At 62.9% G+C, this 25,225-nt stretch carries 23 protein-coding genes and 1 pseudogene; 22 read left to right on the top strand and 2 right to left on the bottom strand.

The window, feature by feature from the left end; translation table 11 throughout:
• From ACIQYU_RS12895 to ACIQYU_RS12810, 18 genes and pseudogenes are all read left to right on the top strand, one after another.
• Complete coding sequence (locus tag ACIQYU_RS12895) at positions 1-543, top strand: PilN domain-containing protein (protein ID WP_207833354.1); 543 nt, start codon at positions 1-3, stop codon at positions 541-543.
• Positions 530-1,093, top strand: coding sequence for a type 4a pilus biogenesis protein PilO (pilO, locus tag ACIQYU_RS12890; protein ID WP_207833356.1), 564 nt, complete (start codon positions 530-532; stop codon positions 1,091-1,093). The genes ACIQYU_RS12895 and pilO overlap by 14 nt, the downstream gene beginning before the upstream one ends.
• Positions 1,093-1,602 (top strand): hypothetical protein, encoded by a 510-nt coding sequence (locus ACIQYU_RS12885; RefSeq protein ID WP_402800188.1) that lies wholly within the window; start codon positions 1,093-1,095, stop codon positions 1,600-1,602. Before pilO ends, ACIQYU_RS12885 begins: the two co-directional genes overlap by 1 nt.
• Positions 1,599-3,464 carry a secretin N-terminal domain-containing protein gene (locus tag ACIQYU_RS12880; RefSeq protein ID WP_207833358.1) on the top strand — a complete coding sequence of 622 codons (1,866 nt, stop codon included), beginning with the start codon at positions 1,599-1,601 and terminating at the stop codon, positions 3,462-3,464. Before ACIQYU_RS12885 ends, ACIQYU_RS12880 begins: the two co-directional genes overlap by 4 nt.
• Positions 3,461-3,940 (top strand): type II secretion system protein, encoded by a 480-nt coding sequence (locus tag ACIQYU_RS12875; RefSeq protein ID WP_015270589.1) that lies wholly within the window; start codon positions 3,461-3,463, stop codon positions 3,938-3,940. The genes ACIQYU_RS12880 and ACIQYU_RS12875 overlap by 4 nt, the downstream gene beginning before the upstream one ends.
• A gap of 5 nt (positions 3,941-3,945) precedes the next feature.
• Entirely contained in the window at positions 3,946-4,320 is a 375-nt protein-coding gene (locus ACIQYU_RS12870; RefSeq protein ID WP_063914263.1) for a type II secretion system protein, read from the top strand.
• Entirely contained in the window at positions 4,295-4,822 is a 528-nt protein-coding gene (locus ACIQYU_RS12865; RefSeq protein WP_063914262.1) for a type II secretion system protein, read from the top strand. The genes ACIQYU_RS12870 and ACIQYU_RS12865 overlap by 26 nt, the downstream gene beginning before the upstream one ends.
• Entirely contained in the window at positions 4,819-5,220 is a 402-nt protein-coding gene (gene csgE / locus ACIQYU_RS12860; RefSeq protein WP_207833361.1) for a curli production assembly/transport protein CsgE, read from the top strand. Before ACIQYU_RS12865 ends, csgE begins: the two co-directional genes overlap by 4 nt.
• Entirely contained in the window at positions 5,217-5,630 is a 414-nt protein-coding gene (locus ACIQYU_RS12855; protein WP_087501724.1) for a curli assembly protein CsgF, read from the top strand. The genes csgE and ACIQYU_RS12855 overlap by 4 nt, the downstream gene beginning before the upstream one ends.
• Before the next feature lie 33 nt (positions 5,631-5,663).
• Positions 5,664-6,512, top strand: coding sequence for a CsgG/HfaB family protein (locus ACIQYU_RS12850; protein ID WP_207833363.1), 849 nt, complete (start codon positions 5,664-5,666; stop codon positions 6,510-6,512).
• A gap of 357 nt (positions 6,513-6,869) precedes the next feature.
• Complete coding sequence (locus ACIQYU_RS12845) at positions 6,870-7,673, top strand: RHS repeat-associated core domain-containing protein (RefSeq protein WP_207833365.1); 804 nt, start codon at positions 6,870-6,872, stop codon at positions 7,671-7,673.
• 224 nt (positions 7,674-7,897) lie between these two features.
• Entirely contained in the window at positions 7,898-8,083 is a 186-nt protein-coding gene (locus tag ACIQYU_RS12840; protein WP_325176034.1) for a hypothetical protein, read from the top strand.
• A gap of 700 nt (positions 8,084-8,783) precedes the next feature.
• Positions 8,784-8,994, top strand: a pseudogene (locus tag ACIQYU_RS12835) (RHS repeat-associated core domain-containing protein); the annotation flags it as partial.
• Between the two features lie 1,305 nt (positions 8,995-10,299).
• The gene (locus ACIQYU_RS12830) at positions 10,300-11,046 is read left to right on the top strand and encodes an RHS repeat-associated core domain-containing protein (RefSeq protein ID WP_402800179.1); all 747 of its coding nucleotides are present in this window, start codon (positions 10,300-10,302) and stop codon (positions 11,044-11,046) included.
• A 456-nt stretch (positions 11,047-11,502) separates the two neighbouring features.
• Positions 11,503-13,413: a sigma-54-dependent Fis family transcriptional regulator gene (locus ACIQYU_RS12825; protein ID WP_063914257.1), complete on the top strand. Its 1,911-nt coding sequence runs from the start codon at positions 11,503-11,505 to the stop codon at positions 13,411-13,413.
• Between the two features lies 1 nt (position 13,414).
• Entirely contained in the window at positions 13,415-15,148 is a 1,734-nt protein-coding gene (locus ACIQYU_RS12820; protein ID WP_233687655.1) for an ABC transporter ATP-binding protein, read from the top strand.
• Entirely contained in the window at positions 15,138-15,815 is a 678-nt protein-coding gene (locus tag ACIQYU_RS12815; RefSeq protein ID WP_207833375.1) for a peptidase S8 and S53 subtilisin kexin sedolisin, read from the top strand. Before ACIQYU_RS12820 ends, ACIQYU_RS12815 begins: the two co-directional genes overlap by 11 nt.
• Complete coding sequence (locus ACIQYU_RS12810) at positions 15,808-17,100, top strand: NAD(P)/FAD-dependent oxidoreductase (RefSeq protein ID WP_233687657.1); 1,293 nt, start codon at positions 15,808-15,810, stop codon at positions 17,098-17,100. Before ACIQYU_RS12815 ends, ACIQYU_RS12810 begins: the two co-directional genes overlap by 8 nt.
• Positions 17,101-17,238: 138 nt before the next feature.
• Here the strand turns inward: ACIQYU_RS12810 and ACIQYU_RS12805 are convergent, their stop codons facing one another.
• Complete coding sequence (locus ACIQYU_RS12805) at positions 17,239-18,552, bottom strand: hypothetical protein (RefSeq protein ID WP_207838216.1); 1,314 nt, start codon at positions 18,550-18,552, stop codon at positions 17,239-17,241.
• A 153-nt stretch (positions 18,553-18,705) separates the two neighbouring features.
• Positions 18,706-20,199 (bottom strand): aldehyde dehydrogenase family protein, encoded by a 1,494-nt coding sequence (locus ACIQYU_RS12800; RefSeq protein WP_402800173.1) that lies wholly within the window; start codon positions 20,197-20,199, stop codon positions 18,706-18,708.
• Positions 20,200-20,693: 494 nt separating this feature from the next.
• On the opposite strand from ACIQYU_RS12800, the gene peaA reads away from it, so the two are divergent.
• Genes peaA through peaD form a run of 4 tightly spaced genes read left to right on the top strand, consistent with a single transcriptional unit; the run spans position 20,694 to position 25,218 of the window.
• The gene (gene peaA, locus ACIQYU_RS12795; RefSeq protein WP_233687660.1) at positions 20,694-22,259 is read left to right on the top strand and encodes a quinohemoprotein amine dehydrogenase subunit alpha; all 1,566 of its coding nucleotides are present in this window, start codon (positions 20,694-20,696) and stop codon (positions 22,257-22,259) included.
• Between the two features lie 49 nt (positions 22,260-22,308).
• A complete protein-coding gene (peaB, locus tag ACIQYU_RS12790; RefSeq protein WP_025339352.1) occupies positions 22,309-23,739 on the top strand; it encodes a quinohemoprotein amine dehydrogenase maturation protein in 1,431 nt (476 codons plus the stop codon).
• 1 nt (position 23,740) lies between these two features.
• A complete protein-coding gene (qhpC, locus tag ACIQYU_RS12785; protein WP_004375838.1) occupies positions 23,741-24,064 on the top strand; it encodes a quinohemoprotein amine dehydrogenase subunit gamma in 324 nt (107 codons plus the stop codon).
• Positions 24,065-24,096: 32 nt separating this feature from the next.
• Complete coding sequence (gene peaD / locus ACIQYU_RS12780; RefSeq protein WP_063914252.1) at positions 24,097-25,218, top strand: quinohemoprotein amine dehydrogenase subunit beta; 1,122 nt, start codon at positions 24,097-24,099, stop codon at positions 25,216-25,218.
• Positions 25,219-25,225 lie beyond the last annotated feature (7 nt).

The raw sequence follows: 25,225 nt of genomic DNA, 5'->3' as shown, positions 1-25,225 counted from the left end.
ATGCGCCGCCTCGACCTGGAATTCCAGCCCCGGCGCAGCAGCCCGTTGGCCTGGTCGCTGCTTGCAGTGGGGAGCGCCATGGTCGCAGGCCTGGTGCTGCTGCAACAAAGTTTGCAGGCCGAGCAGGTCGAACGGGAGGCCAGCGTGCACAGCCTGGAGCAGCAACTGGGCCGTCGCCCGGCCACCGTCGCACCGCTGAGCAGCACCGCCAGCCGCGAACAGGCCGAGCGCCTGGCGCAGATGCAAAGCGTCTCGCAGCAGCTGCAACGGCCCTGGCAGCAACTGTTCGCCATGCTCGAAGCGCAGCCGCAGGACGACGTGGCGCTGCTCAGCCTGGCCCCCGACGCGCGCAAAGGCCAGCTGCGCATCACCGCCGAGGCGCGCAACCTGGAAGCGATGCTGCAGTACCACCAGCGCCTGGAGGCCAGTGCCGAGCTCAGCGATGTGTCGCTGCTCAACCATGAGGTGCTGGCCGCACAGCCCGAGCACCCGGTGCGTTTCACCCTCACCGCCACCTGGGAGACCGGCCATGCGCGCCCGTGAATCGCTGAACAGCCTGATCCTCCAGGAGCGCCTGCGTCGCGTCGGCCCGGTTGGCCTGGCTGCGGTTGCGGTGGGCCTGCTGGCCGTGGGCGTGCTGTGCGTCGGGGTGTTGCCGCAATGGCAGAACCTGCGCGAACTGCGCGCCAGCGAAGCGGACGCCAGGGTGCAGGTCGAGCGGGTCAGGCGTGGCGAGTTGAAGATTGCCATCAAACCCGAGCAGCAGGCCCTCGACAGCCTGCGCCAGCAACTGCCGGGGCAGCCCCAGGCCAGCGCGCTGATCGAGCGCCTGTACCACCTGGCCAGCGCCGAGCACATCAGCCTCGCGCGTGGCGAATACGCCCTGGGCATCGACCCCAAGACGCAACTGGCGCGCTACCAGATCGTGCTGCCGGTACGCGGCAGCTACCCGCAGATTCGTGGCTTCCTCAAGGGGCTGCTCAAGCAGTTGCCGACCCTGGTACTGGAAGACCTGGAGCTGCAACGCAAACGCATTGGCGACAGCGAGCTCAACGCCCGCCTGCGCATGACCCTTTACCTGTCGAGGTCGTGATGAACACACAACGTGCTGTCATCTGGGTTGGCTTCCTCGGCGTGAGCGCGGCGCTGGCCTGGGCCCCGGGGCACTGGTTTGGCCGGGACGACGGCGTCACGGCCTTCGCGGGTAAACCCGCTCCCACAGAACCGGCGGTATCCACGGTTCCTGTGGGAGCGGGTTTACCCGCGAATAGGCCGGAACAGGCCTCAAGAGATCTCTTCCCAACCCAGCAATGGACCAAACCCCAAGCCCTGGCCACCGTCACCGAACAACCCGTGGTCACCGCGCCTGCCGTACCCGCAGCCCCGACCGCCCCGGACCTGCCATTCCAGTTCATCGGCCGCATCGGCGACCGCGACGACCTGCAGATCTTCCTGCAGAGCGGCGAAAAACTCTACGTCGTGCGCCAGGGCGACGTGATCGAAGACACCTATCGCCTCGATCGGGTATCGGCCAGCGAGCTGCACCTGGTCTACCTGCCTTTGCATCAGTCGCAGACTTTGTCTGTAGGGAGCGCACCATGAAGTCGTCAAAGCTGTGCAACCCGGCTCCGTTCCTGCTTGTGGCGCTGTGCGTGGCCATTGCCGGCTGCGGCTCCAGTGCGGTACGCGAGGACAGCGACCAACTGATGAAGGAGGGCCAGTACGAAGCCGGCATCGCCCGCCTGGAAGAAGCCCTGCGCGAGGACCCGCGTGACACCGAGCTGAACATCGCCCTGGCCCACAGCCGCCAGGCCGCGGTCGAGGCACTGCTGACCCAGGCCGACGCCGACCGCATTCGCCACGACTTCGCTGGCGCCCGCATGGGCTATGGCCGGGTGTTGACCCTGGAGCCGAACAACCGTCGCGCCCAGGAAGGCATCCGCCAGCTGGAGCTGATCCGCACCCTCGACGAGCGCGTGGCGCTGGGCCAGGCGGCGCTGCGCCAGGGCGACCTGTTCGGTGCCGAGCGCTACATGCGCGAAGTGCTGCGCCTGGACCCGCAGAACCAGAAGGGCGTGGCCCTGCGCAGCGACATCGAGAACGTCCAGGCGCGCACCGCGCAACCCTTCCCGCAGCTGCGCAGCAAGCTGGAACGGCCGGTGACCCTGGAGTTTCGCGATGCCAACCTGAAGACCATTTTCGAGGTGCTGTCCCAGGTCGCCGGCATCAATTTCATCTTCGACAAGGACATGCGCCCGGACATGAAGGCCACCATCTTTGTGCGCGACTTGCGCATCGAGGACGCCGTGGCGCTGCTGCTGGAGCAGAACCAGCTGCGGCAGAAGATCGTCAATGAAAACACCCTGATGATCTACCCCGACTCGCCGCAGAAGACCAAGGACTATCAGGAACTGGTCATGCGCACTTTCTACCTGACCAGCATCGACTCCAACACCGCGCTGAACATGGTCAAGACCATGCTCAAGACCCGCGACGTGTTCGTCGACGAACGCCTCAACACCCTGACCATGCGCGACACCCCCGATGCCGTGCGCATGGCCGAGAAGCTGCTGCAGTCGCAGGACCAGTCCAACCCCGAGGTGGTGCTGGAAGTGGAGGTGATGGAAGTGGCCACCTCGCGCATCCTCGACCTTGGCCTGCAATGGCCCAACACCTTCGGCGTGCTGAGCTCCGACGGCCAGCCGGTCAGCGTGCTCGACCAGCTCAAGGGCATCGACTCCAGCCGCATCAGCATCGCGCCGGCGCCGCAGGCCAAGATCAACGCTCAGGACAAGGACATCAACACCCTGGCCAGCCCGGTGATCCGCGTCAGCAACCGCGAGCAGGCGCGCATCCACATCGGCCAGCGGGTACCGATCATCAGTGCCACCTCGGTGCCGTCCACCCAGGGCCCGGTGATTACCGAGAGCGTGACCTACCTGGACGTGGGTCTGAAGCTTGAAGTGCAGCCTACCGTACACCTGAACAACGAAGTGGCGATCAAGGTAGCCCTGGAGGTGAGCAACGCCACCCCGCTGGAAGCCACGCGCCAAGGCACCATCCCGGTCCAGGTCGACACCCGCAACGCCCAGACCACCCTGCGCCTGCACGATGGCGAAACCCAGGTGCTGGCCGGCCTGGTGCGCAACGACCACAACGCCAGCGGCAACAAGATCCCGGGCCTTGGCGACATCCCCGGCCTGGGCCGGTTGTTCGGCAGCAACAAGGACGACATGAGCAAGTCGGAGCTGGTGCTGGCGATCACTCCGCGCATCGTGCGCAACCTGCCGTACCAGAGCCCGTCGGACATGGAGTTCGCCACCGGCACCGAGTCGGCCATGCAGGTGCGGCAAATGGCGCCGCTGCCGCCGGCAGATGTACCTGGCAATGCCCCGACCACCGATACCCCGGTGGCAGACAGCCAGATGGCGGTCGCCCCGGCCAAAGGGAGCCCACGGCCATGATCGCGCAGCGCCGCATGCAGGGGTTCAGCCTGATCGAGGTGGTGCTGACCCTGGCACTGCTCGGGCTGCTCGCCAGCATGGCTGCGCCGCTGACCGAAACCGTGGTGCGCCGCGGCAAGGAACAACAGTTGCGCGAGGCGCTGTACCAGATTCGCGACGCTATCGACGCTTACAAGCGAGCGTTCGATGCCGGTTACATCGAGAAGCGCCTGGACGCCAGTGGCTACCCGCCGAACCTGCAGGTGCTGGTCGACGGTGTGCGTGATGTGCGCAGTGCCAAGGGCGCCAAGTTCTACTTCCTGCGGCGCATCCCGCACGACCCGCTGGTGGCGGCCAAGGGTGAGGACGAAGGCGGTTGGGGGCTGCGCGCTTACGACAGCAGCCCGGACAACCCGCGTGAAGGCGAAGACGTGTTTGACGTGTATTCCAAGGCCCGCGGCAAAGGCCTCAACAACATCCCCTACGGGCAATGGTGACAGCCATGAAACGCCGCCAAGGCTTCACCCTGATCGAACTGCTGGTGGTGCTGGCGATCATCGCCACGCTGATGACCATCGCCATGCCGCGCTATTTCAACAGCCTGGAAAGCTCTCGCGAAGCCACCCTGCGCCAGAGCCTGGCGGTGCTGCGCGAGGCGCTGGACCACTACTACGGCGACACCGGCCACTACCCTGACTCGCTGGAACAGTTGGTGGAGCAGCGTTACCTGCGCAACACCCCGGTCGACCCGATCACCGAGCGCAGCGATGCCTGGCAGCTGGTACCACCGCCCGAAGGCGTGGCCGGTGGCGTAGCCGATATCAAGAGCGGTGCCACAGGGAGGGCGCGGGATGGCAGCCTGTACGCGGAATGGTAAGGCCAACGGTGGCTTCACCTATCTGGGCGTGCTGCTGCTGATTGCGGTCAGCAGTGTGGCCCTGGCCGCCACCGGCACGCTCTGGACCAGTGCTGCCCAGCGCGACCGCGAACGCCAGCTGTTGTGGGTGGGCAGCCAGTACGCCCAGGCCCTGCGCAGCTATTACCGCGCCTCACCGGGGCTGGCCCAGTATCCGCAGGAGCTGGCCGACCTGCTGCAGGACAACCGCTTCCCGCAGGCCAGGCGGCACATTCGTCGGCTGTACCCCGACCCCATCACCAACAGTGACGAATGGGGCCTGCTGCGCTCGATCGACGGCCGCATTACTGGTGTGCACAGCCGCTCGGACGCCACCCCGTTCAAGCGCAGTGGCTTCAGCGCCGAATGGAGCGGTTTTGAAGGGCTGGAGCACTACAGCGACTGGCAGTTCGTCGCCGAGCAGGCATTTACCGAAAGTGCCGGTGGCGTGCAGACCCATGCCGGCCCGGGAGACACGCCATGAGCCGCCTGGCCGTGCAGTGCCTGGGTCTGCTGCTGGTGGCCGTGCTGGCCACCTCGGCCAGGGGCGGGAACGAGGACGAGATGCAGGGCTTCATCGTCGACAACACCATCTCGCACATCGGCCACGACTTTTACTACTACTTTGCCGACCGCCTGCGCGCCACCAGCCGCCTGGACTTCAACCTGGTGGTGCGCGAACGCCCGGATGCCCGCTGGGGCAGCCTGGTCACCGTGGAATTCGAGCGCGAGGTGGTGTACCGGCGCTTTCTGCCACCGAACACCACCGAGCTCAAGGACGAGGCCGTTGCAGCAGCCGACCTGGTCAAGCAGCAAATCATTCAGCGCAAGTTGCAACGCCTGCTGCAGGACACCACCGATCTGGAGAGGGACGAGCTATGAAGCACCACATACCCCGTTGCATCGCCGCCTGCCTGTTGGCCAGTGCATGTGCCGCCCAGGCCACCGAGCTGGTGTACACCCCGATCAACCCGGCCTTTGGCGGCAACCCGCTCAATGGCACCTGGCTGCTGAACAACGCCCAGGCGCAGAACGACTACGACGACCCCGACCTCAAGGACCGTGCCTCGGCCTTTACCGGCACCACGGCCCTGGAGCGCTTCAGTAATCAACTGGAGTCGCGGATGTTGTCGCAGTTGCTGGACAACATCAGTAACGGCAACACCGGCAGCATGGCGACCGATGCGTTTCTCATCGACGTCATCGACGATTCCGGGGCCTTGAGTATCAAGGTCACCGATCGCGCCACAGGAGAAATTTCGATCATTGAGGTCAGTGGCCTGAACCCTTGAGGGGGAAAGGCTTTTTGTTGGGGAGAGAACACCATGAAACGTCTGCTGAGCACGCTGCTGATCCTCACCGCCCTGGGTTTGCACGGTTGTGGCCTGCGCGAACCGATGCCCGCCGAACAGGACTCGGAAACCCCGACCCTGACCCCACGGGCGTCGACCTACTACGACCTGATCAACATGCCACGGCCCAAGGGCCGGTTGATGGCGGTGGTGTATGGCTTCCGCGACCAGACCGGGCAGTACAAGCCGACCCCGGCCAGTTCGTTCTCCACCAGCGTCACCCAGGGCGCGGCAAGCATGCTGATGGACGCCCTGAACGCCAGTGGCTGGTTCGTGGTGCTGGAGCGTGAAGGCCTGCAGAACCTGCTGACCGAGCGCAAGATCATCCGTGCTTCGCAGAAAAAGCCCGACGTGCCGGAAAACATCATGGGCGAACTGCCACCGCTGCAGGCCGCCAACCTGATGCTGGAGGGCGGCATCATCGCCTACGACACCAACGTGCGCAGTGGCGGCGAGGGCGCTCGTTACCTGGGCATAGATATCTCCCGCGAGTACCGCGTCGACCAGGTGACCGTGAACCTGCGTGCGGTGGACGTGCGCACCGGGCAGGTACTGGCCAATGTGATGACCAGCAAGACCATCTACTCGGTCGGCCGCAATGCCGGGGTGTTCAAGTTCATCGAGTTCAAGAAGTTGTTGGAGGCTGAGGTGGGGTACACCACCAACGAACCGGCGCAGCTGTGCGTGCTGTCGGCGATCGAGGCGGCAGTGGGGCATTTGCTGGCGCAGGGGATCGAGCGGCGGCTGTGGCAGGTGGCGGGGGATCCAGCGGATGGCAAGGCTACGGTGGACAAGTACCTGAGCCAGAATCAGCAGCCGTGAGGTGTAGCTACTGACTTACCATCTCGGCAACGACCCTACAAATTAGCGAGAGGCTGCGACGATAATTTCAATTGGCTGAGATTTGAGGAATGCAACTATCAAAATTGCCAGTTGGCATTTTTTCAAGAGCGGCTACTGTGGATGTATGGCTGGTAATGGTTAGGTTGCAATGGCTGCATCAGTTTTATAGTTAAGGTCGGCATGCTTGTGTGAGAAAATGTGCCTGCTGTTGGAAGGTGGTGAGCGGTGTCGATGTTCGCTTTTGTTTTCGCATGTTTCGATTTGCAGCTCTCAGCTCTAATGGCGGGCGCGAAGTCTGCGTACTGGTGTTTTGTTGCTTGATAGAGGGCGGTCAACATGATGAAGCATAATAAGCTGTCGCGGTCTTCCGCTTACTCGGTTTATGGGTATAACCCGAGTCGACTGACTCTTCTGGGATTTAATGGCGAGCGAATAGATCGGTCAACCGGATTTTATATGTTGGGTAATGGGTATCGAGCATTCAGCGCATCATTGATGAGGTTCAATTGTCCAGACAGTATGAGTCCTTTTTCTGCTGGTGGAATTAATGCATATGCTTACTGCCTTGGGGATCCTGTAAACTTCCAAGATCCAGCAGGGCATTCCGTAAGAGGGTTTTTTGCAGGTTTGTTTCGAAGCGCTAGAAAAGCATTTGGTTCAGCATCTAATATTTTGCCCGCTAAGCAACCTACAACAGTGCCTGAAGGCTATTCATTGATTGGTTATCATGGTGGGGCGCTTGAAAACAGAAATTCACTGGAAACTGGGCTAAGTTCCAAGTTCTCTGGTAGCGCCAGCGGTCAGGCGCTGATGGGGGAAGGATTTTATTTTGCTTCCAAATTTCAAGTGGCTGCGGAATATGCTGGTCTTGCTGCTGCTAAAGGTCTCACGCCGCATGTTTACGGAGTGTATGCAAAAGAACGGAGTTTCCAGAGCTTTCGCAAAGGTGTTGACGGCAACTATGCGCGTATCGGAAACGCAATGATGATTGATAGCTCGTTGTTTGGGGAAGTTGTCGTTCGAGAAGAAGTAAGAATGCCTATTGTTCGTAGGAGTTCATTTTATATGCAGGAGAAGAAGGATAAAGCAATGGAGCTTTGGAGGCAAGGTAAAGGGCCTGACCCATGGGGAACTACGTGATCACCTCAGCCCAGGCCCAGCAAAAAGTGGCTCAGCACCATCAAGCTGTATTCCCTGCCGCAGGTGTAGCCACTGTTGCTGACCAGAGCCCCTGCATGGGCTACCAGCATGGATTGCGTCAGCCGGTGATGAGTGAGGGGCGGCAACGGAAGTGTTTCTCCACCTGCGAATGTAGCCATCCGCCGTTGTTTGCCGTGCGTTCGGGGGTGGACTAAGAAGATGCGCTGGTGCATCTGTCCATACTGCTCAAAGGGGCATTTGCGACCAATCTCAAGGCACTGGAGCTGGCCAAGGGGACCTGCTGTGATCTGTTGTTGAGCAATGACCATGGGCTGGATTCGGCCAAGGCGGTGGTGGAAGCGTTGCTGGATGGGGTAGAGAGGCAGCAGTTGGCCAAGCGGCAGCCGTGATTGACCTTGAGGGCCTCTTCGCGGGTAAACCCGCCTCCACAGGTACCGCGTCAATTCGCAGCTAGCGCAGTACCTGTGGGAGCGGGCGTGCCCGCGAAACAGGCGACGCGGTGGATGGCACCGGCTTTGCCGGTGTTCGCGGGCATGCCCGCTCCCACAAAGGATCAGCGTCAACTCGAAGCCCGCGCCGTCCCTGTGGGAGCGGGCGCGCCCGCGAAGCAGACGACGCGGTGGATGGCACCGGCTTTGCCGGTATTCGCGGGCATGCCCGCTCTCACAGGTACCGCGTGATCTCAAGTGCGACGCCGTCCCTGTGGGAGCTGGTTTACCCGGGAAGAGGCCAATGCAGGCGATAGAATCCTCCAAGTCCATGCTGGTTTTAATGGGTAGATTTCGACAGAACTCGGATTTCTGCCAGATAACAGCCCATCAAATAGATCACATTGTCATTGTGCCTGGAACCCATGATCTGCCCTCTGTTCTGCCGACGCTGGGTATAGCAGCGTTACAGGACTAGCATGAATGTAACAGCATGAAAACTGGCATTTATGCCAGTGGTGAGTTCAGATGTATTGTGAGAAGCTCGCGCTAATGACAGCTCGTGTGGTACATGCTAATGCCGCGCAAAAATACAAATGGCCTGAATGAATGTCAGCGACAGTTGTGGCGGGCTCTCAGCTATACACCTTATGGGTATCGCTCGGGATGTTCAAAATTGCTCGCGTTTAATGGTGAGCGAGCAGATCCAATAACTGGGCATTACCTGTTGGGTAATGGCTATCGAGGGTTCAATCCTGTCTTGATGCGCTTCAATTCCCCAGACAGTATGAGCCCGTTCGAAACAGGAGGTCTGAATTCGTATGGCTATTGCATTGGTGACCCAATAAATTTTCGAGATCCAGATGGACATTCAAGGTTGCACGGGGGTTTACCGCGTGCGAATGGGGCGGGGAGGTTAGTTAAGGCTGTTGTTAGTGTAAGCAAGGAAGTTTATTTTGACTCGTCAAGGCCAATCTATGGCTCCATGCGATCCCTGACTACTGCTTTACCTGTCGAGGTCCCCAGTAATTGGGACCTGATAGGGTATCATGGAAGCACCAAGGCGCATGGTCCCAGTCTGAAGTCTGGATTAAATGTGCGTTTTCAAGGGTCGAGTTATGCACAGCGTTTCGGTGAGGGTTTCTATCTGGCTCCCGATAAGAAGAGGCCGTTGGAATATGCTCAGGACCTTAAGAAGAAAGGGCATGAGTCTGAGGTGTATGGTGTTTATACTGAAAATTTTAGTCGCCTGAAGTTAGGTCGGGATTACTCCTTTAGGGTGCGCGAGAGTTTCCCTATGGAACGGAAGTATGGCGAAATTGTGATCAGAGAGTTCGCGTATAATTTGATTGCTGTCCGATCTGGTAAAGAAGGCAGGGCGGTAGTGCCTGCTAAGTCGAATGAGGCACCCTTTTAATGATCTGGTAAATGCAGGGGCTTCGCGAAGAGTTCGTGTCAATGTGTCTTGTGCATGTTTAAATTTTTATTGTGACTGTTCTTTGGTAAAAAAGGAGCATGTCAACGATCCGTAATAGCTCAGTCAGGCTAAATGTAGGCAGGCAGCAGACGTCGGTGCAGACCTTCGCCTATACGCTTCTCCTGTGCTTACTTTAATGCGACCCGCAATACAGTCCCGTGATGTTGGTACCTGCCGAGGGGACTTGGTTTGGCGCGATCCCTGTGGGAGCGGGCTAGCCCGCGAAGCAGCCGACGCGGTGGATGGCACCGGCTGCGTTGGTGATCGCCGGCAAGCCACACAAGGATTGCATCCCCCGCCACCTGCCACAACCGCCGTTCGATCCCCTGCGCCAGCAGATGCCCCCAGAATCAGCGGGCGTGAGGTGTAGCTACTGACTTCCGACTTCGGCAACGACCATACAAATTAGAAAGAAGCTGCGCCGATAATTTCAATTGGCTGAAATTTGAATTCTGCAACTATCAAAATTGCCAGTTGAGCTGTTTTTAAAAGCGGCTACTCTAGGTTAATGGTTGGTGGTGGGCGGGTTGTGATGGCTGTATTGGTGTTTGTGATTAAGCTCGGCATGTTTATGTCGGAAAGTTTGCCTGCCGTCAGTAACTAGTAAGTGGGTGTTTGCTTTTGTTGCGTCTCTTTCGCCTCTTTGAAATTTAAGTCTGGAACATTAATGGTCTGTTATTTGGTGGGGAGGTCAATGGTGATGCCTAAGAAGTTTTCACGATTTTCCGCATACTCGGTTTATGGGTATAGTCCGAATCGATTGGGCCTGCTTAATTTTAATGGTGAGAAAATAGATCAAGTGAGTGGGCTTTATATATTGGGCAATGGATATCGAGCATACAACGCATCATTGATGCGGTTCAATAGCTCAGACAGTATGAGCCCATTTTCCGCAGGTGGCATGAATGCATACGCGTACTGTTGCGGGGATCCTGTGAATTTTCAAGATCCAGCAGGGCGTTCTAGAATAGGGAGATTTTTTGCAGGTTTGTTTGGAGACTCTAGTAAAGTGCCTAAAGGCTATTCGTTGATTGGTTATCATGGCGGTGCGCTTGAAGACAAGAATTCATTAGAAGCCGGGCTAAGCTCCAAGTTTTTTTATAGGTCCAGCGGTCGGGCGGTGTTGGGGGAAGGGTTTTATTTTGCTTCCAAATTTCAAGTGGCTGCGGAATATGCTGGTTATGCTGCTGACAGAGGTCTCACGCCGCATGTTTACGGAGTGTATGCAAAAAAGCAAAGTTTCCTGAACTTTCGCAAAGGTAAAGGTATTTCCGGCAACTATGTTAGGTCCGAATATACGATGAGGGTTGGTAGCTCGTTGTTTGGGAAGGTTGTTGTTCGAGCAGAAGTAAGAATGCCTATTGTTCGTAGAGATTCATTTCGTTTACAGGAGGAATCGGATAAAGCAATGGAGATTCGGCAGCAAGGTACAGTGCCTGCTCCTTGAGGGACTAAGTGATCACCTCATTCGGTGTGTGATCACGATGTTCAATTGTCACAAGCTCACTCAAAATATCAAAAGCGCACAAGCGTCCGCTCTGCGATACCGTTGGCTTTTTTTGTGCCCAGCTGTTTCGTTTTATGGCGGCTATGCGTGGGGCACCTCTGTACGCGCCACCACGGCGTCCTCCAGTTTCTCCACGTGCGAGTGCAGCCATCCGCCGTTGTTTGCCGTGCGTTCGGGGGTGGACTACGAGGTGTTTGGCGGTAGAGATTTGGCGCTTGTGAGATCGAGCGCCGCGCGGGCGGCGCTCGATTTCGGCCCTTACCCAAAACCCAAGCCATACACCCCGGCCATCCCCAATCCATCAACCAGATGACGCCCAGCCATTTCTCCCGCACACTGCGGAAAATTCCCAAGCCCGTTCCCCGCCACCTTGGCGGGGCACAGCCGGAGCAGAAAATGGCGCGACAACTAATAACAAACGCCCACGACCCGCTGCACGAATCCCGCCAGGCCCGTCTGAAACTGGCCAGCGAAGGCGAGCTGCCGCTGGGCATGCTGCGCGACGAGATTGACGCTTCCTGGCGCCGCAGCCTGGGCCATGGCCTGGATTGCCTGCAAGGTGAACAGGTCGGCCTGGGCCTGGAGCAGGGCCATGACCTGCGCATGCTGCTGGAGCGCAACCGCCTGCTGGTCGACGCCGTTACCCCCGAACTGGACTACCTGGTTGCGCGCCAGGGCAAGGCCGGCATCGTCATCCTCGGCGATGCCCAGGCCAACGTGCTGGCCATCGAAGGCCAGACCCACGTGCTCAGCCGCGAGGGCCTGCGCGACCTGCACCCGGGCAGTTGCTGGAGCGAGTCATTGCGTGGCACCAACGCCATCGGCACTGCCGTGGTGGAAGGTCGGCCGACGCTGATCAATTGCGGCGAACACTACCTCGACCGCCTCAGCCCGTTCTCCTGCACCTCCGTGCCCCTGCGCGACCCGCGCGGCGAAGTGATCGGTGTGCTCGATATCACCCGCGAAGGGGTGATGGCGCAGCCACAGGACAGCCTGTCGACGCTGATGCTGGCCGCCGGCAACATCGAAAGCCGTCTTTTTGGCCTGTGCCACCCGGAGCAATTGGTGCTGGCCTTCCACAGCCGCCCGCAGTACCTCAACAGCGCCTGGCATGGCCTGCTGGCGCTGAGCCTGGACGGTGAAGTGCTGGCTGCCAACGACAGCGCCTGCCAGCTGTTGCAGGTGCCGCGCCATGAGCTGTTGGGCCGGCGCAGCAGCGACTTGCTGGGTGAGCGTTCACCGGCCTTCATCGCGCGCCTGTGGCAGGGCGGGGTGAGCAGCGTGCAAACGGCCAAGGGCGAGTTCTACTTCCGCGCCCTGCAGCTGCCGCGCCATGGCCGGGTCAACGGCAGCACGCCGGTGAGCAAGCCGGCGCTGGGCAAGCAGTCGCCGGCACTCGACGCCCTGGCCGGTGGTGACCCGCGCCTGGCGCGCAACCTGCGCATGGCCCGCCAGGGGCTGGGCAATGGCCTGCCGGTGCTGCTGCTGGGCGAGACCGGTACCGGCAAGGAGGTCGTCGCCCGAGCCCTGCACCAGGCCAGCCCGCGAGCCGACAAGCCGTTTGTGGCAGTCAACTGCGCGGCCATTCCCGAAGGGCTGATCGAGTCCGAGCTGTTCGGCTACCGTGAAGGTGCGTTCACCGGTTCGCGCCGGGGTGGCATGGTCGGACGGCTGATGCAGGCGCATGGTGGCACGCTGTTCCTCGATGAGATCGGCGACATGCCGCTAGCGCTGCAGGCGCGCCTGTTGCGGGTACTGCAGGAGCGCCGTGTAGCGCCGCTGGGCGCCGGCGACGAGCAGGACATCGACGTGGCCTTGATCTGTGCCACGCACCGCGACCTCAAGCGCCTGGTGCAGGAACAGCACTTTCGCGAAGACCTGTACTACCGGGTCAACGGTGTGTCGCTGCGCTTGCCGGCGCTGCGCGAGCGCGATGACCTGGCGGCGATAATCCAGGGGCTGCTGGACAAGTCCGATGCCCGGGGCGTGACCCTGGACCCGGCCCTGACCGCGCTGCTCGAAGGCTTTGACTGGCCGGGCAACATCCGCCAGCTGGAAATGGTCGTGCGCACGGCGCTGGCCATGCGCGAGGACGGTGAGCAGGTGTTGACCCTCGACCACCTCACCGACTGCCTGTTGGACGAACTGGCCAGCGGCACGGCACCCTCCGGTAGCCTCAAGGACAACGAACTGGAGCTGATCCGTGGCGCCTTGGCGCGCCATCAGGGCAACGTGTCCGCGGCGGCCGAGGCGCTGGGTATCAGCCGGGCGACGCTGTACCGCAAGCTAAAGCAGTTGCGCGGCTGACATGGGCGGCCTGTTCGCCCGGCTGGTGGAATCCAGCGACCCTGTACTGATGCGCCAGGCGTTGGCCTGGCTGTATGGCTTCGTACGCCCCCATCGGCGCGCCATCGGCCTGTTGCTCGGTTTGTCGCTGGGCGCCTCGTTGCTGGCGCTGGCGCAACCCTGGCTGGTAAAGACGCTGATCGACGAGGGGCTGCTGGCCAAGGACTACCAGACCCTCTGGCACATGGCGGCAATCATGATCGCTGCGGGCCTGCTGGGTACCGTGCTGGCCGGGGTCAACCGCTACCTGCATACGCGCTTGTCGGGGCGCATCCTGTTTGCCCTGCGCGATGACCTGTACCGCCACCTGCAGCAGTTGTCGCCGACATTCTACGGGCGGCGGCGCATCGGTGACATCCTTTCGCGGCTGGATGGCGATGTGGCGGAAATCCAGCGCTTTGCCGTGGATTCGCTGTTTTCGGCGGTGTCGGCGGTGATCGGCCTGGTGGGCGCGGTGGTGTTGATGCTGATGCTGTCGTGGCAACTGTCACTGCTGCTGGCGCTACTGGTGCCGATCGAAGTGCTGTGGTTGCGCTGGATGCGGCGCAAGGTGGAGCGCGAAGTACGCAGTCTGCGCGAACGCTCGGCGGATGTGTCGTCGTTCCTGGTCGAAACCCTGCCAGCGATGAAGTTCATCCAGGCCGCCGGCCAGCAAGGCCGTGAGGCGGGGCGCCTGGACCAGCTGGGCCAGGGCTACATGCGCCAGTTGCTCAAGGTGCAGGTGACCGAATTCTTCACCCAGGCCATTCCCGGCACGCTGACCTCATGGTGCCGCGCCTGCGCGTTTCTGGTCGGCGGCTGGTGGGTGATCCAGGGTACCTGGCAACTGGGGGCGCTGATCGCTTTTTCCACCTACATGGGCATGGCGGTAGGGCCAGTGCAGAGCCTGCTGGGCCTGTACGTGGCGGTGCAGCGCATGGCGGTAAGCCTGGGGCGGGTGATGGAACTGAAGCAGGAGGCCGTGGCTGTGCGCCCTGCAGTCAACCCGCAGCCCATGCCCGATGGCCCGGGCGAATTGCGTCTGGAAGGGGTGAGCTTTGCCCATGAAGGGCGCCAGGGCGCGGTGCTGAACAACGTGCAGGTGTGCGTGCCGGGTGGCCTCAAGGTAGCCATCAGCGGTGCCTCGGGGGTAGGCAAGTCGACCCTGATCGACCTGTTGCAGCGCTTCTACGACCCGGACGCCGGGCGCATCCTGCTGGATGGCACCGACCTGCGCGAGCTGGACCTGGCCGCGCTGCGTCGGCGCATCGCGGTGGTCAGCCAGGATATCGTGCTGTTCCGTGGCACCCTGGCGCAGAACCTGACCTACGGCGTGCCCGAGGCCAGCCGTGCGGAACTGCAGCGGGTGGTGCGCCTGGCGCGGCTGGACAGCCTGGTCGACAGCCTGCCGCTGGGCCTGGACGGCCTGCTGGGCGAGCGCGGCCAGCAGCTGTCCGGCGGGCAGAAACAACGCATTGCCATCGCCCGCGCAGTGCTGCAGGCGCCGGCGATCCTGGTGCTGGACGAGGCCACCTCGGCGGTGGACGAAGCCACCGAGCGCGAAGTGATTGCGGCCATCGACCAGCTATTCGCCGGCCGCACGCGCATCCTGATCAGCCACCGTGCTTCGACTCTGGCCGATGCCGACCTGCACCTGCAGCTGCACGATGGCCAGTTGCAGGTGCTGCCCAGGGAGGTGATCAAGCATGGGCACTGACTTGCGCGTTGGTGTCATCGACAGTGGCTGCTCGCCGGAGCAGGCCAGCGCCTTGCTGGGCGCGCGTCGCTTCTGGCTGGAGGACGGCCAGCTGCGCGAAGGTGAAATGCTGCCCGACCAGCTTGGGCACGGTAGCGCGGTGCTCGCCGGCTTGCAGCGGGAGGCCGGGCCGGTGCCCGTGCTGCTGGCCCAGGTGTTCAGCGCCCAGGCCAGCACCAGCGCCTTGCAGGTGGCGGCCGCGCTGCTGTGGCTGGTGGAGGCGGGGGCTACGCTGGTCAACCTCAGCCTTGGCCTGCAGCAGGACCGGCCTGTGTTGCACCAGGCCTGCGCCGAGGCTTTGGCCGCGGGTGTGCTGTTGTGCGCGTCCAGCCCGGCCCAGGGCGGGCCAGTGTATCCGGCCAACTACCCCGGGGTGATCCGGGTCACCGGCGATGCCCGGTGCGCGCCGGGCCAGTGGTCTTGGCTGGGTAGCCGACAGGCAGACTTTGGCGGTTATGTGGGGACGGGCGACAGGGCGGGCGCGAGCCTGGGGTGCGCGGCCTTGAGCGGCAGGATTGCGGCGTTGTTGCGTGAGGCGCCAGGCATGGACTGCCAGCAGGTGCATGACTGGTTGCGCCACCACGCGGCGTTTGCCGGCCCCGAGCGACGAGGTGCCGGCCATGGCTGAACCGCGCATTGTGGTGCTGGGGGCAGGCCCTGCGGGGGCGGCCACGGCCATTGGCCTGCGGCGGCTGGGTTACGCGGTCACGGTGGTGTCCGAGTGGCGCCGGTTCGCGGCGGTCGAGGGGGTATCGCAACGGGTGCTTGAAGGCTTGCGTCATGCGGGGCTTGGAGGTGCCTTGAGCCAGGCGGCCATACCGGCCACTCGGCAGGTGCACTGGAACGGCCAGCAACTGCAACTGAACCAGGAGTTTCTGCTCGACCGGCAACGTTTTGATCGGGCGCTGCGCGACGACCTTCAGCGGGCGGGTGTGAGCGTGATCGAGGGGCGGGTACGCGAGGTCGCGCACGAGGGCGGTCATCTTGTTCGCCTGGACGATGGGCAGGTACTGCAGGCCGATTTCCTGGTCGAAGCCCGAGGCCGCCAGGCCCCGCTTGCCGCAGATCGCCTGCGCGGGCCGGAGACGGTCAGCTTGCTGAATGTCTGGCAGGCCAACCCTGGTGCGCCAGCGTCGGCGGTGGAGAGCCTGGAGGATGGTTGGGCGTGGATGGCGCGCCTGGAAGATGGCCGCTGCTACTGGCAAGTCACCCTGGACGCCGCCGGGCTGCCGGGCAAGGCCGGGTTGGCGGACTTCTGTGCGGCACGGCGTGCTCGCAGTGCACTGGTGGCCGAGCTGTTCGATGCCCAGGCGTTGGTACCGGCACAGGTGCATGCGCGCAGCAGCACCGCGATTCTGGCCGGTGAGTGCGTCGGGCAGGACTGGATACGCGTGGGCGATGCCGCGATGGCCGTTGACCCGCTGTCGGGCAACGGGATCTTCCAGTCGCTGTCTTCGGCGTTGCAGGCGCCGGTGGTGATCAATACCTTGCTGCGCAGGCCCGAGCGGGCAGGGGTGGCGCGGCAGTTTCACCAGCAGCGGATCGAGCAGCTGTTTTTGCGCTTTGCCCGGATCGGGCGCGATTTCTATGGACAGGAGCAGGGGCGGGTGGGGCAGCCGTTCTGGGCGCGGCGGCAGGGGTGGCCGGACATGCAGGCATTGCACGTGGCGGCGGACTGGCGCGCGGTGAGGGTCGAGCGGCGGCCGGTGTTGCGTGACGGGCTGGTGGATGCGGCCGAGGTGGTGGTGACGGCGGATCAGCCGTTGGGGGTTTGGCATTTGCAGGGGGTGGAGCTGGCGCCGGTGGTGCTGGAGTTGCAGGCTGGTCGGCCTCTTGAGGCAGTGGTGTCTGGCCTGTCGGGGGAGCAGCAGAGAATGGTGCGGCGGTGGTTGTTGGAGCAGGGCCTGGCTTGAGATTGCCGGGGCCGCTTTGCGGCCCTTTCGCGACACAAGGCCGCTCCCACAGGTTAACGCAAACCTTGAGGGCAGCGCTGTACCTGTGGGAGCGGCCTTGTGTCGCGATGGGCTGCGCAGCAGCCCCGGGATCTCGAATCAGAAGAAAGTCCCGACGATCAACTGCATGTAGGTCCCGGCATCCCGCCCACCCAGCTGCGTGCCGCCATCGGCCGCACTGCGCTCCGGTTTGTAGAACCCTACCAGCGGGCTGATCAACAGGTGGTCGTTGACCATCCATTCTACATACAGGTCCAGCTCCCGCCCGCCCAGGTTGCCCTGGTCGGTGTCCAGCGTATCGAAGTCGAAATACAGTGCGCCCACGGTCAGGTTGTCCCGTGGTTTGCCCTTGAGCGCCACATGGTGCACCTGGCTGTTGCTGTTGAACGGCCCGGCATAGTTGGCCGCCACTTCACCCTGGAACCAGGTGCCATAGCCACGGCTCAGGCCATAGAACAGCGGGTCGAAATCCTCGGAAAAACGGCTGTAGCGGTAGGTGGCGGTGGGTGACCAGGGCAGTTCGGAGAAGGTCCAGTTGCCCTCCAGGTACCAGGCGTTCTCCCGCCCGCCGGTTTTGTCCTGGGTCACGTACTCGGCGGCCAGCTCCAGGTCTTTCACCCCCAGGTTGCCACGCCCGCGCAAGCTGGCGGTGTCCATGCCGTCGCGGTGTTCCAGGCCCATGATCTGCGCGTAGCGCTGGTCCACGTCGAGGCCGCGGATCCAGCTCAGGCCCACGGTGCCGGCGTCGGTGACGTGTTCCAGGTTGGCCACCGCCAGCGAGGTGTCGGCCTGGTAGTGGTTGTCGGACTTCAGCCACATCAGGTCGCTGCGCCAGCCTTGCTTGCCGCCCAGGCGCAGCACGGCCGTGCGGTCGAAGGCCTTGCGTGCGGCCAGGTAGTAGGCGCCGCCGCGGTCGAAGTTGGCGCCCAGGTCGACCTTGCCCAGGTTCACCGGGTCGCCCTGGATCAGGAAACCGTCGCCCAGGGTCACCACTTGGCGGCCGCCGGAAATGTCCACGCCGTCTTCACCCAGGGCCGGGAACAGGTTGGCCGAGCGCCAGCCCAGGTACAGGTCTTCGACGGCGGTGCGGCGCTCGTCACCCAGGGTCAGGCCGGCGGCGTCGCCATCGCCCCAGGTAGCGGAGCTGAGCAGGTTGAAGGCGCCGTAGAGCGCGCCGCTGTCGGCCAGGGCCTGGCTGCCGCTGAGGCCGTACTTGACGTAGCCTTCCTGCCAGGCGGTGCTGCCGGGCTTGCGGTTGCCGGCCAGGTTGAAGCTTTCGTCGCTGTGGAAGGCGCCGAACAGGGCTTCGAGGTCGGCGTTGAGGGTGGTGCCGTCGTGGTTGTACAGCTCGTAGGCCTGGGTGACGGGGGCGGCGAACAGCAGGGCCAATGTGCAGGCGAGAGTGTGCCTCATGGTGTGCTCCATGTTTTTGTTGTTGTTTTCGGGGTTGCCTGTACCGGCCTCTTCGCGGGTGAACCCGCTCCCACAGGGACCTCATAATGTTCAGGCTTGTGGTGATCCTGTGGGAGCGGGTTCACCCGCGAAAGGGCCGGTACAGGCTGAAGATCAGAGCTTGATCAACACCGACTTCAGCTCGGTGTAGTGCTCGATGGCAGCGGCCCCCATCTCACGGCCGACGCCGGACATCTTGTAGCCGCCAAACGGCAAGGCAGGGTCGAGGGCGCTGTGGCAGTTGACCCACACCGACCCCGACTTGATGCGCGGGATCATCCGGTGCACGGCGGCCAGGTCGTTGGACCAGATACTCGCACCCAAGCCATAGGGGGTGTCGTTGGCCATGCCAATCACTTCGTCGATGTCATCGAACGGCATTGCCACCAGCACCGGCCCGAAGATCTCTTCCTGCACCAGGCGGTGGCGCTGGTCGACATCGACGATCACCGTCGGCTTGACGAAGTAGCCCGGCCCGAAGCCCTCGCCACCGCAGGCGATGGTCGCGCCCAGCTCGCGGCCAAGCTCGATGTAGCCGGTGACGCGGTCCTGCTGCTTGGCCGAGATCAGCGGGCCCATCTGCACCGCCGGGTCCAGGCCGCTGCCCAGCTTCATGCCGTTGGCGATGCCGGCGATGTCGGCCACCACATTGTCGAAATGCTTGCGGTGCACATACAGCCGCGAGCCTGCGCAGCACACCTGGCCCTGGTTGAAGAAGATCGCCGTGGCCGCGCCGGCGGCGGCTTCCTGCAGGTTGGCGTCGGGCATGACGATAGTCGGCGACTTGCCGCCGAGCTCCAGGGTGACGCGGGTCATGTTGTCCATGGCCGCCTTGCCGATCAGCTTGCCGACCTCGGTGGAGCCGGTGAAGGTCAGTTTGTCCACGCCAGGGTGGCGGCTGAGCGCGGCGCCGGCGTTCAGGCCGGTGCCGGTGACCACGTTGAACACACCAGCCGGGTAGCCGGCTTCGTCCACCAGCTCAGCCAGCTTGAGCACGCTCAGCGGTGTTTCGTCAGCGGGCTTGAGCACCACCGTGCAGCCGGTAGCCAGGGCCGGGCCGAGCTTCCAGCAGGCCAGCAGCAACGGGAAGTTCCAGGCGACGATGGCACCGACCACACCTACTGCCTCGCGGCGGACGAAGCCGTGGAACTGGTCGTTGGGCATCAACGGCATCGAAGCTTCAACGGTGCTACCTTCGATCTTGGTGGCCCAGCCGGCCATGTAGCGCAGGAAGTCGATGGCCAGTTGCACGTCCATCACCTGGGCCACGGTGGCGCTCTTGCCGTTGTTCAGGCATTCCAGCTCGGCCAGTTGGCGGGCGTCGCGCTCCATCAGGTCGGCCAGGCGCCACAACAGGTTCTGCCGTTCGCGCGGGCGCAGGCGGCTCCACGGCGAATCATCGAAGGCCTGGCGTGCGGCACGCACCGCGCGGTCGACATCTTCGGCCTCGGCGGCGGGCACTTCACCCAGCACCTCGCCAGTGGCCGGGTTGCGGAACGACAGGGTGCGACCGCTGGCGGCGTCCTGCCAGTCGGCGCCGATGCGCATCTTCAGCTTGCGTTCGAGAAAGGCGCGGGTGGCGGGCAGGATGGGCAGTTCGGAAAGCATGGGACGGTGCCTCTTGTCATTGGATGTGACGGGCACAGGCGCAATGGGCGTGCCAAGGTCGGCAGATGGCCGCAAGCCGTTGAACGGGTTGGGTTTTGTCCTGGTGCAAGGTCGGGATTGCAGGGTTGCGCTGTTGCACATTGAGACGCTGTGAGACGGTGGTGAAACAGTGGCTGTTCCGGCCTCTTCGCGGGCACGCCCGCTCCCACAGGGAATGTGCAATGCCTAGGGCCGATGCGATACCTGTAGGAGCGGGCAAGCCCGCGAAGGCCTGCGCAGCAGGCCCCTGTCTCAGGATGAAACACCCTGTCGCGAAATGGCACGCTGCAATTGGCCATCTCTGCTGGCAGCAAAGCCCGGAAAACCAGCTAAAAGCTTGAAAGGAAACATTTTTACAGCACCTGGCACAGTTCCTGTATCGCAACTGTCACATGCACACCTGCTGTACCAAAGCGTGCGACAACGATAAGAACAACAACCGTGGAGGTCTGACCTTGAAGACGACTCGACTCCGGCGGCATGCGGGCAAACTGGCGCTGGTCGCCGCCGCGCTGCTGAGCACCCAGGCCATGGCGGCCGAGCAGGGCCCGAGCCTGTTGCAGAACAAGTGCATGGGGTGCCATATCCCCGAAGGCAACGACACCTACAGCCGTATCAGCCACCAGCGCAAGACCCCGGAAGGCTGGCTGATGAGCATCGCCCGCATGCAGGTGATGCACGGCCTGCAGATCAGCGACGATGACCGCCGCACCCTGGTCAAGTACCTGGCCGACAAGCAGGGCCTGGCGCCCAGCGAAACCGATGGCGTGCGTTATGCCATGGAGCGCCGGCTGAACACCGTCGAGCAGTTCGACACCCGGCTCAGCGAAACCTGTGGCCGTTGCCACTCCGGTGCCCGTGTCGCCTTGCAGCGGCGCCCGGCCAAGGAATGGGAGCACCTGGTCAACTTCCATCTCGGCCAGTGGCCATCCCTCGAATACCAGGCCCAGGCGCGTGACCGCGACTGGTTGCCGATCGCCCTGCAGCAAGTGGTGCCCGACCTTGCCAAGCGCTACCCGCTGGAAAGCGCGGCGTGGGCGGAATGGCAGAAGGCCAGGCCCAAGGCCGATGCGCTGCCGGGCCAGTGGGCATTCAGCGGCCACATGCTGGCCAAGGGCGATGTGCGCGGGGTGATGAGTGTCACGCCTGACCAGGGCGACACCTTCAAGGTCGAGGTCAAGGGCGCTTATGCCGACGGCACACCGTTCAATGGCAGTGGCTCGGCGATCCTCTACAACGGCTATGAATGGCGTGGCAACGTCAAGGTCGGCGACGCCAACCTGCGCCAGGTGTTCGCCGCGCTGGATGGCGAAATGAAGGGCCGCATGTTCGAGGCCGACCACGATGAGCGTGGCCTGGACTTCACTGCAGTGAAGGAGGGCAAGGCGCGCCTGCTGGCGGTACAGCCGGCATTCATCAAGGTCGGTGGCGAAAGCGAAATCACCCTGGTCGGCAGCGGCCTGGCCGGCAAACCGGACCTGGGCGCTGGTGTGGAGGTGACCGAAGTACTGGAGCAGACCCCGACCCTGGTACGGGTGAAGGCCCGCGCTGCAGCCGATGCCAAGCCTGGCCAGCGCGAAGTCGCCGTAGGTGCGCTCAAGGGCGTCAACCTGGCGGTCTACGACAAGGTCGAGGAAGTGAAGGTGGTGCCGGCATTCTCCATCGCCCGCATCGGCGAAAACGGCGCCTCGGTGCCCAAGGTGCAGGGCCGTTTCGAGGCCGAAGCCTGGGGCAAGGACGCCAATGGCCAGCCGCTGCGCATCGGCTACCTGCCGGCCAGCTGGAAGGTCGAGCCGTTCAACGAGCGTGCGGTCGAGGACGAAGACGTCAAGTTCGCCGGGAAGATGCAGGCTGATGGCGTGTTCGTGCCCGGCGGCGCTGGCCCCAACCCCGAGCGCAAGATGATGACCAACAACGCTGGCAACCTGAAGGTCATCGCCACCCTGGCCGACGGTGGCCAGACGGGCGAAGGGCACATGATCGTCACCGTTCAGCGCTGGAACAACCCGCCGCTGCCGTAACGGCAGGGGGCTTACGGTTTTCCAACGGATCGATTATCGGGAGGTCGCCATGGGCGCACTACTGAACCTGGTCGAACGCAACCTGCATGAAGTGCAGGTCGATGCCGACCGGATGCTGTTCCATATCCCCAGCAGTTCGCTGTTCACCGCCGACGCGGTGACCGGCGGCATCATCGACACCCTGCGCCAGCAAGGCTGCTCGGCCGAGGAGCTGATGCAGCGCCTTGGCCAGCAGTTTGCCGGCGACGATATCCAGGACACCCTGCGCGAACTGATCGCGCTGGAACTGGTCAGCGACGGCTCGCCGCTGACCCCTGAAATCGCCCTCAAGCAGGTCGAGCGCACTGCGCTGAACACCGTGGTGCTCAACGTCAACACCGGCTGTAACCTCAGCTGCACCTACTGCTACAAGGAAGACCTGGACAAGCCGTCCGCAGGCAAGAAGATGAGCACCGCCACCGCTGAAGCCTCGGTGGAGATGCTGCTCAAGGAGTCGCCCGACGAGGAGCGCTACAGCGTGGTGTTCTTCGGTGGCGAGCCGCTGTCCAACCGGCCGCTGATCGAGCACATGGTTGCCTACTGCGAGCGGCGCTTCGCCGAGGCGGGCAAGCAGGTGGAGTTCATCATGACCACCAATGCCACGCTGCTCACCGAAGAGATCATCGACTGGCTCAACGCCCACCGTTTCGGCCTGTCGATCAGCATCGACGGCCCCAAGACCGTGCACGACCGCAACCGCATCACCGTGGGCGGGCAGGGCACCTATGACGTGGTGCGGCGCAAGGTCGACATGCTGCTGTCGCGCTACCACAGCCGCCCGGTGGGGGCGCGGGTCACGCTGACCCGTGGCATCACCGACGTCGAGACCATCTGGAACCACCTGTTCAACGAGCTGGGCTTCGCTGAAGTCGGTTTTGCCCCGGTTACCTCCGGCGACATGGCCAACTTCAACCTTACCGGCGAAGAACTGGTGCAGGTGTTCGCCAACATGAAGGCGCTGGGCCGACGCTACCTGGAGGCTGCGCTGGAGCACCGCAACATCGGCTTCTCCAACCTGCACCAGTTGATCACCGACATCCACGAAGGCCACAAGAAGGCCCTGCCGTGCGGTGCCGGGCTGAAGATGCTGGCAGTGGACCACGAGGGCGAGCTGAACCTGTGCCACCGCTTCACCGGCTCCAGCCTGCCGACCTTCGGCAACGTGCACCAGGGCGTGAAGCAGGCACAGCTCAACGACTTCCTGTCGCAGCGCCTGGACCGCAGCAACACCGGCTGCGACAGCTGCCGCATCCGCAACCTGTGCTCCGGTGGCTGCTACCACGAAAGCTATGCCCGCTACGGCGACCCGCAGCACCCGACCTACCACTATTGCGAACTGATGCGCGACTGGGTCGACTTTGGCATTGAAGTCTACAGCCGCATCATGGCCGCCAACCCGGCCTTCATCGATCGCTACATCACCCCGCGGAAGGCGCACTGACATGAAGCACTTGAAGCCCCTGAACAACAAGGCGCGCATCCTCGAGCAGGCCGCCGCCGAAGACCGCGTCGAAGAAGTCATGGCCATGAGCGCGGTGGCAGGCTGCACCGCCACCACCGACCCGGGCTGGGAAGTGGACGCCTTTGGTGGCGTGAGTTCGCTGTGCCAGCCGATGGAGGCCGACCTGTATGGCTGCTCCGACCCTTGCTGGTGGCCGGCCCAGGTGCCGGACATGATGAGCACCTATCAGGACTGGAACGCCCAGGCGAGCAACTCCGCCGAAGACTGGCGCAACCTCGGCACCGTGTTCCCGAAAGACAAGTGACCGGCCCAACAAGAACGACAAGGGGAAACCGCATGAAAGCTGGACGCTGCGCGTCACTCGCGCTCACCATCGCCGCCACGGCCTGCGCCGGGCTGGTACAGGCCGCCGACACCGGGCCGGCGCTGAAGGCTGGCCACGAATACATGATCGTGACCAACTACCCGAACAACCTGCACGTGGTCGATGTGGCCAGTGACACGGTGTACAAGAGCTGCGTCATGCCCGACAAGTTCGGCCCCGGCACCGCGATGATGGCGCCGGACAACCGCACCGCCTACGTGCTCAACAACCACTACGGCGACATCTACGGCATCGACCTGGACACCTGCAAGAATACCTTCCACGCCAACCTGTCCAGCGTGCCGGGTGAGGTGGGCCGGTCGATGTACTCGTTCGCCATCAGCCCGGACGGCAAGGAGGTGTACGCCACGGTCAACCCGACCCAGCGCCTGAACGACCACTACGTGGTCAAGCCACCACGGCTGGAGGTGTTCAGCACCGCCGATGGCCTTGAGGCCAAGCCGGTACGCACCTTCCCGATGCCGCGCCAGGTGTACCTGATGCGTGCGGCGGACGATGGCAGCCTGTACGTCGCCGGGCCGGACATCTACAAGATGGACGTGAAGACCGGCAAGTACACGGTAGCCTTGCCGCTGCGCAACTGGAACCGTAAAGGCTACAGCGCCCCGGACGTGCTGTATTTCTGGCCGCACCAGAGCCCGCGCCACGAGTTCTCGATGCTGTACACCATTGCCAGGTTCAAGGATGACAAGCAGGACCCGGCCACCGCCGAGCTGCTGTATGGCTACCTGAGCGTCGACCTGAAGACCGGCAAGACTCACACCCAGGAGTTCGCCGACCTGACCGAGCTGTACTTCACCGGGCTGGTTTCGCCGAAAGACCCGAACCAGATCTACGGCGTGCTCAACCGCCTGGCCAAGTACGACCTCAAACAGCGCAAGCTGATCAAGGCGGCGAATCTGGACCACACTTACTACTGCGTGGCCTTCGACAAGAAGGGCGACAAGTTGTACCTGGGTGGCACCTTCAACGACCTGGCGGTGTTCAACCCGGATACGCTGGAGAAGGTGAAGAACATCAAGTTGCCGGGTGGCGACATGTCCACCACCACGCCGCAGGTGTTCATCCGTTAAACCGGTG

Source organism: Pseudomonas sp. NPDC096925 (assembly GCF_044762545.1).
In the GTDB taxonomy this organism is placed as follows: Bacteria; Pseudomonadota; Gammaproteobacteria; order Pseudomonadales; family Pseudomonadaceae; genus Aquipseudomonas.
The sequence above is the reverse complement of the archived record's forward strand: the minus strand, read 5'-3'. Positions and strand labels throughout refer to the sequence as shown.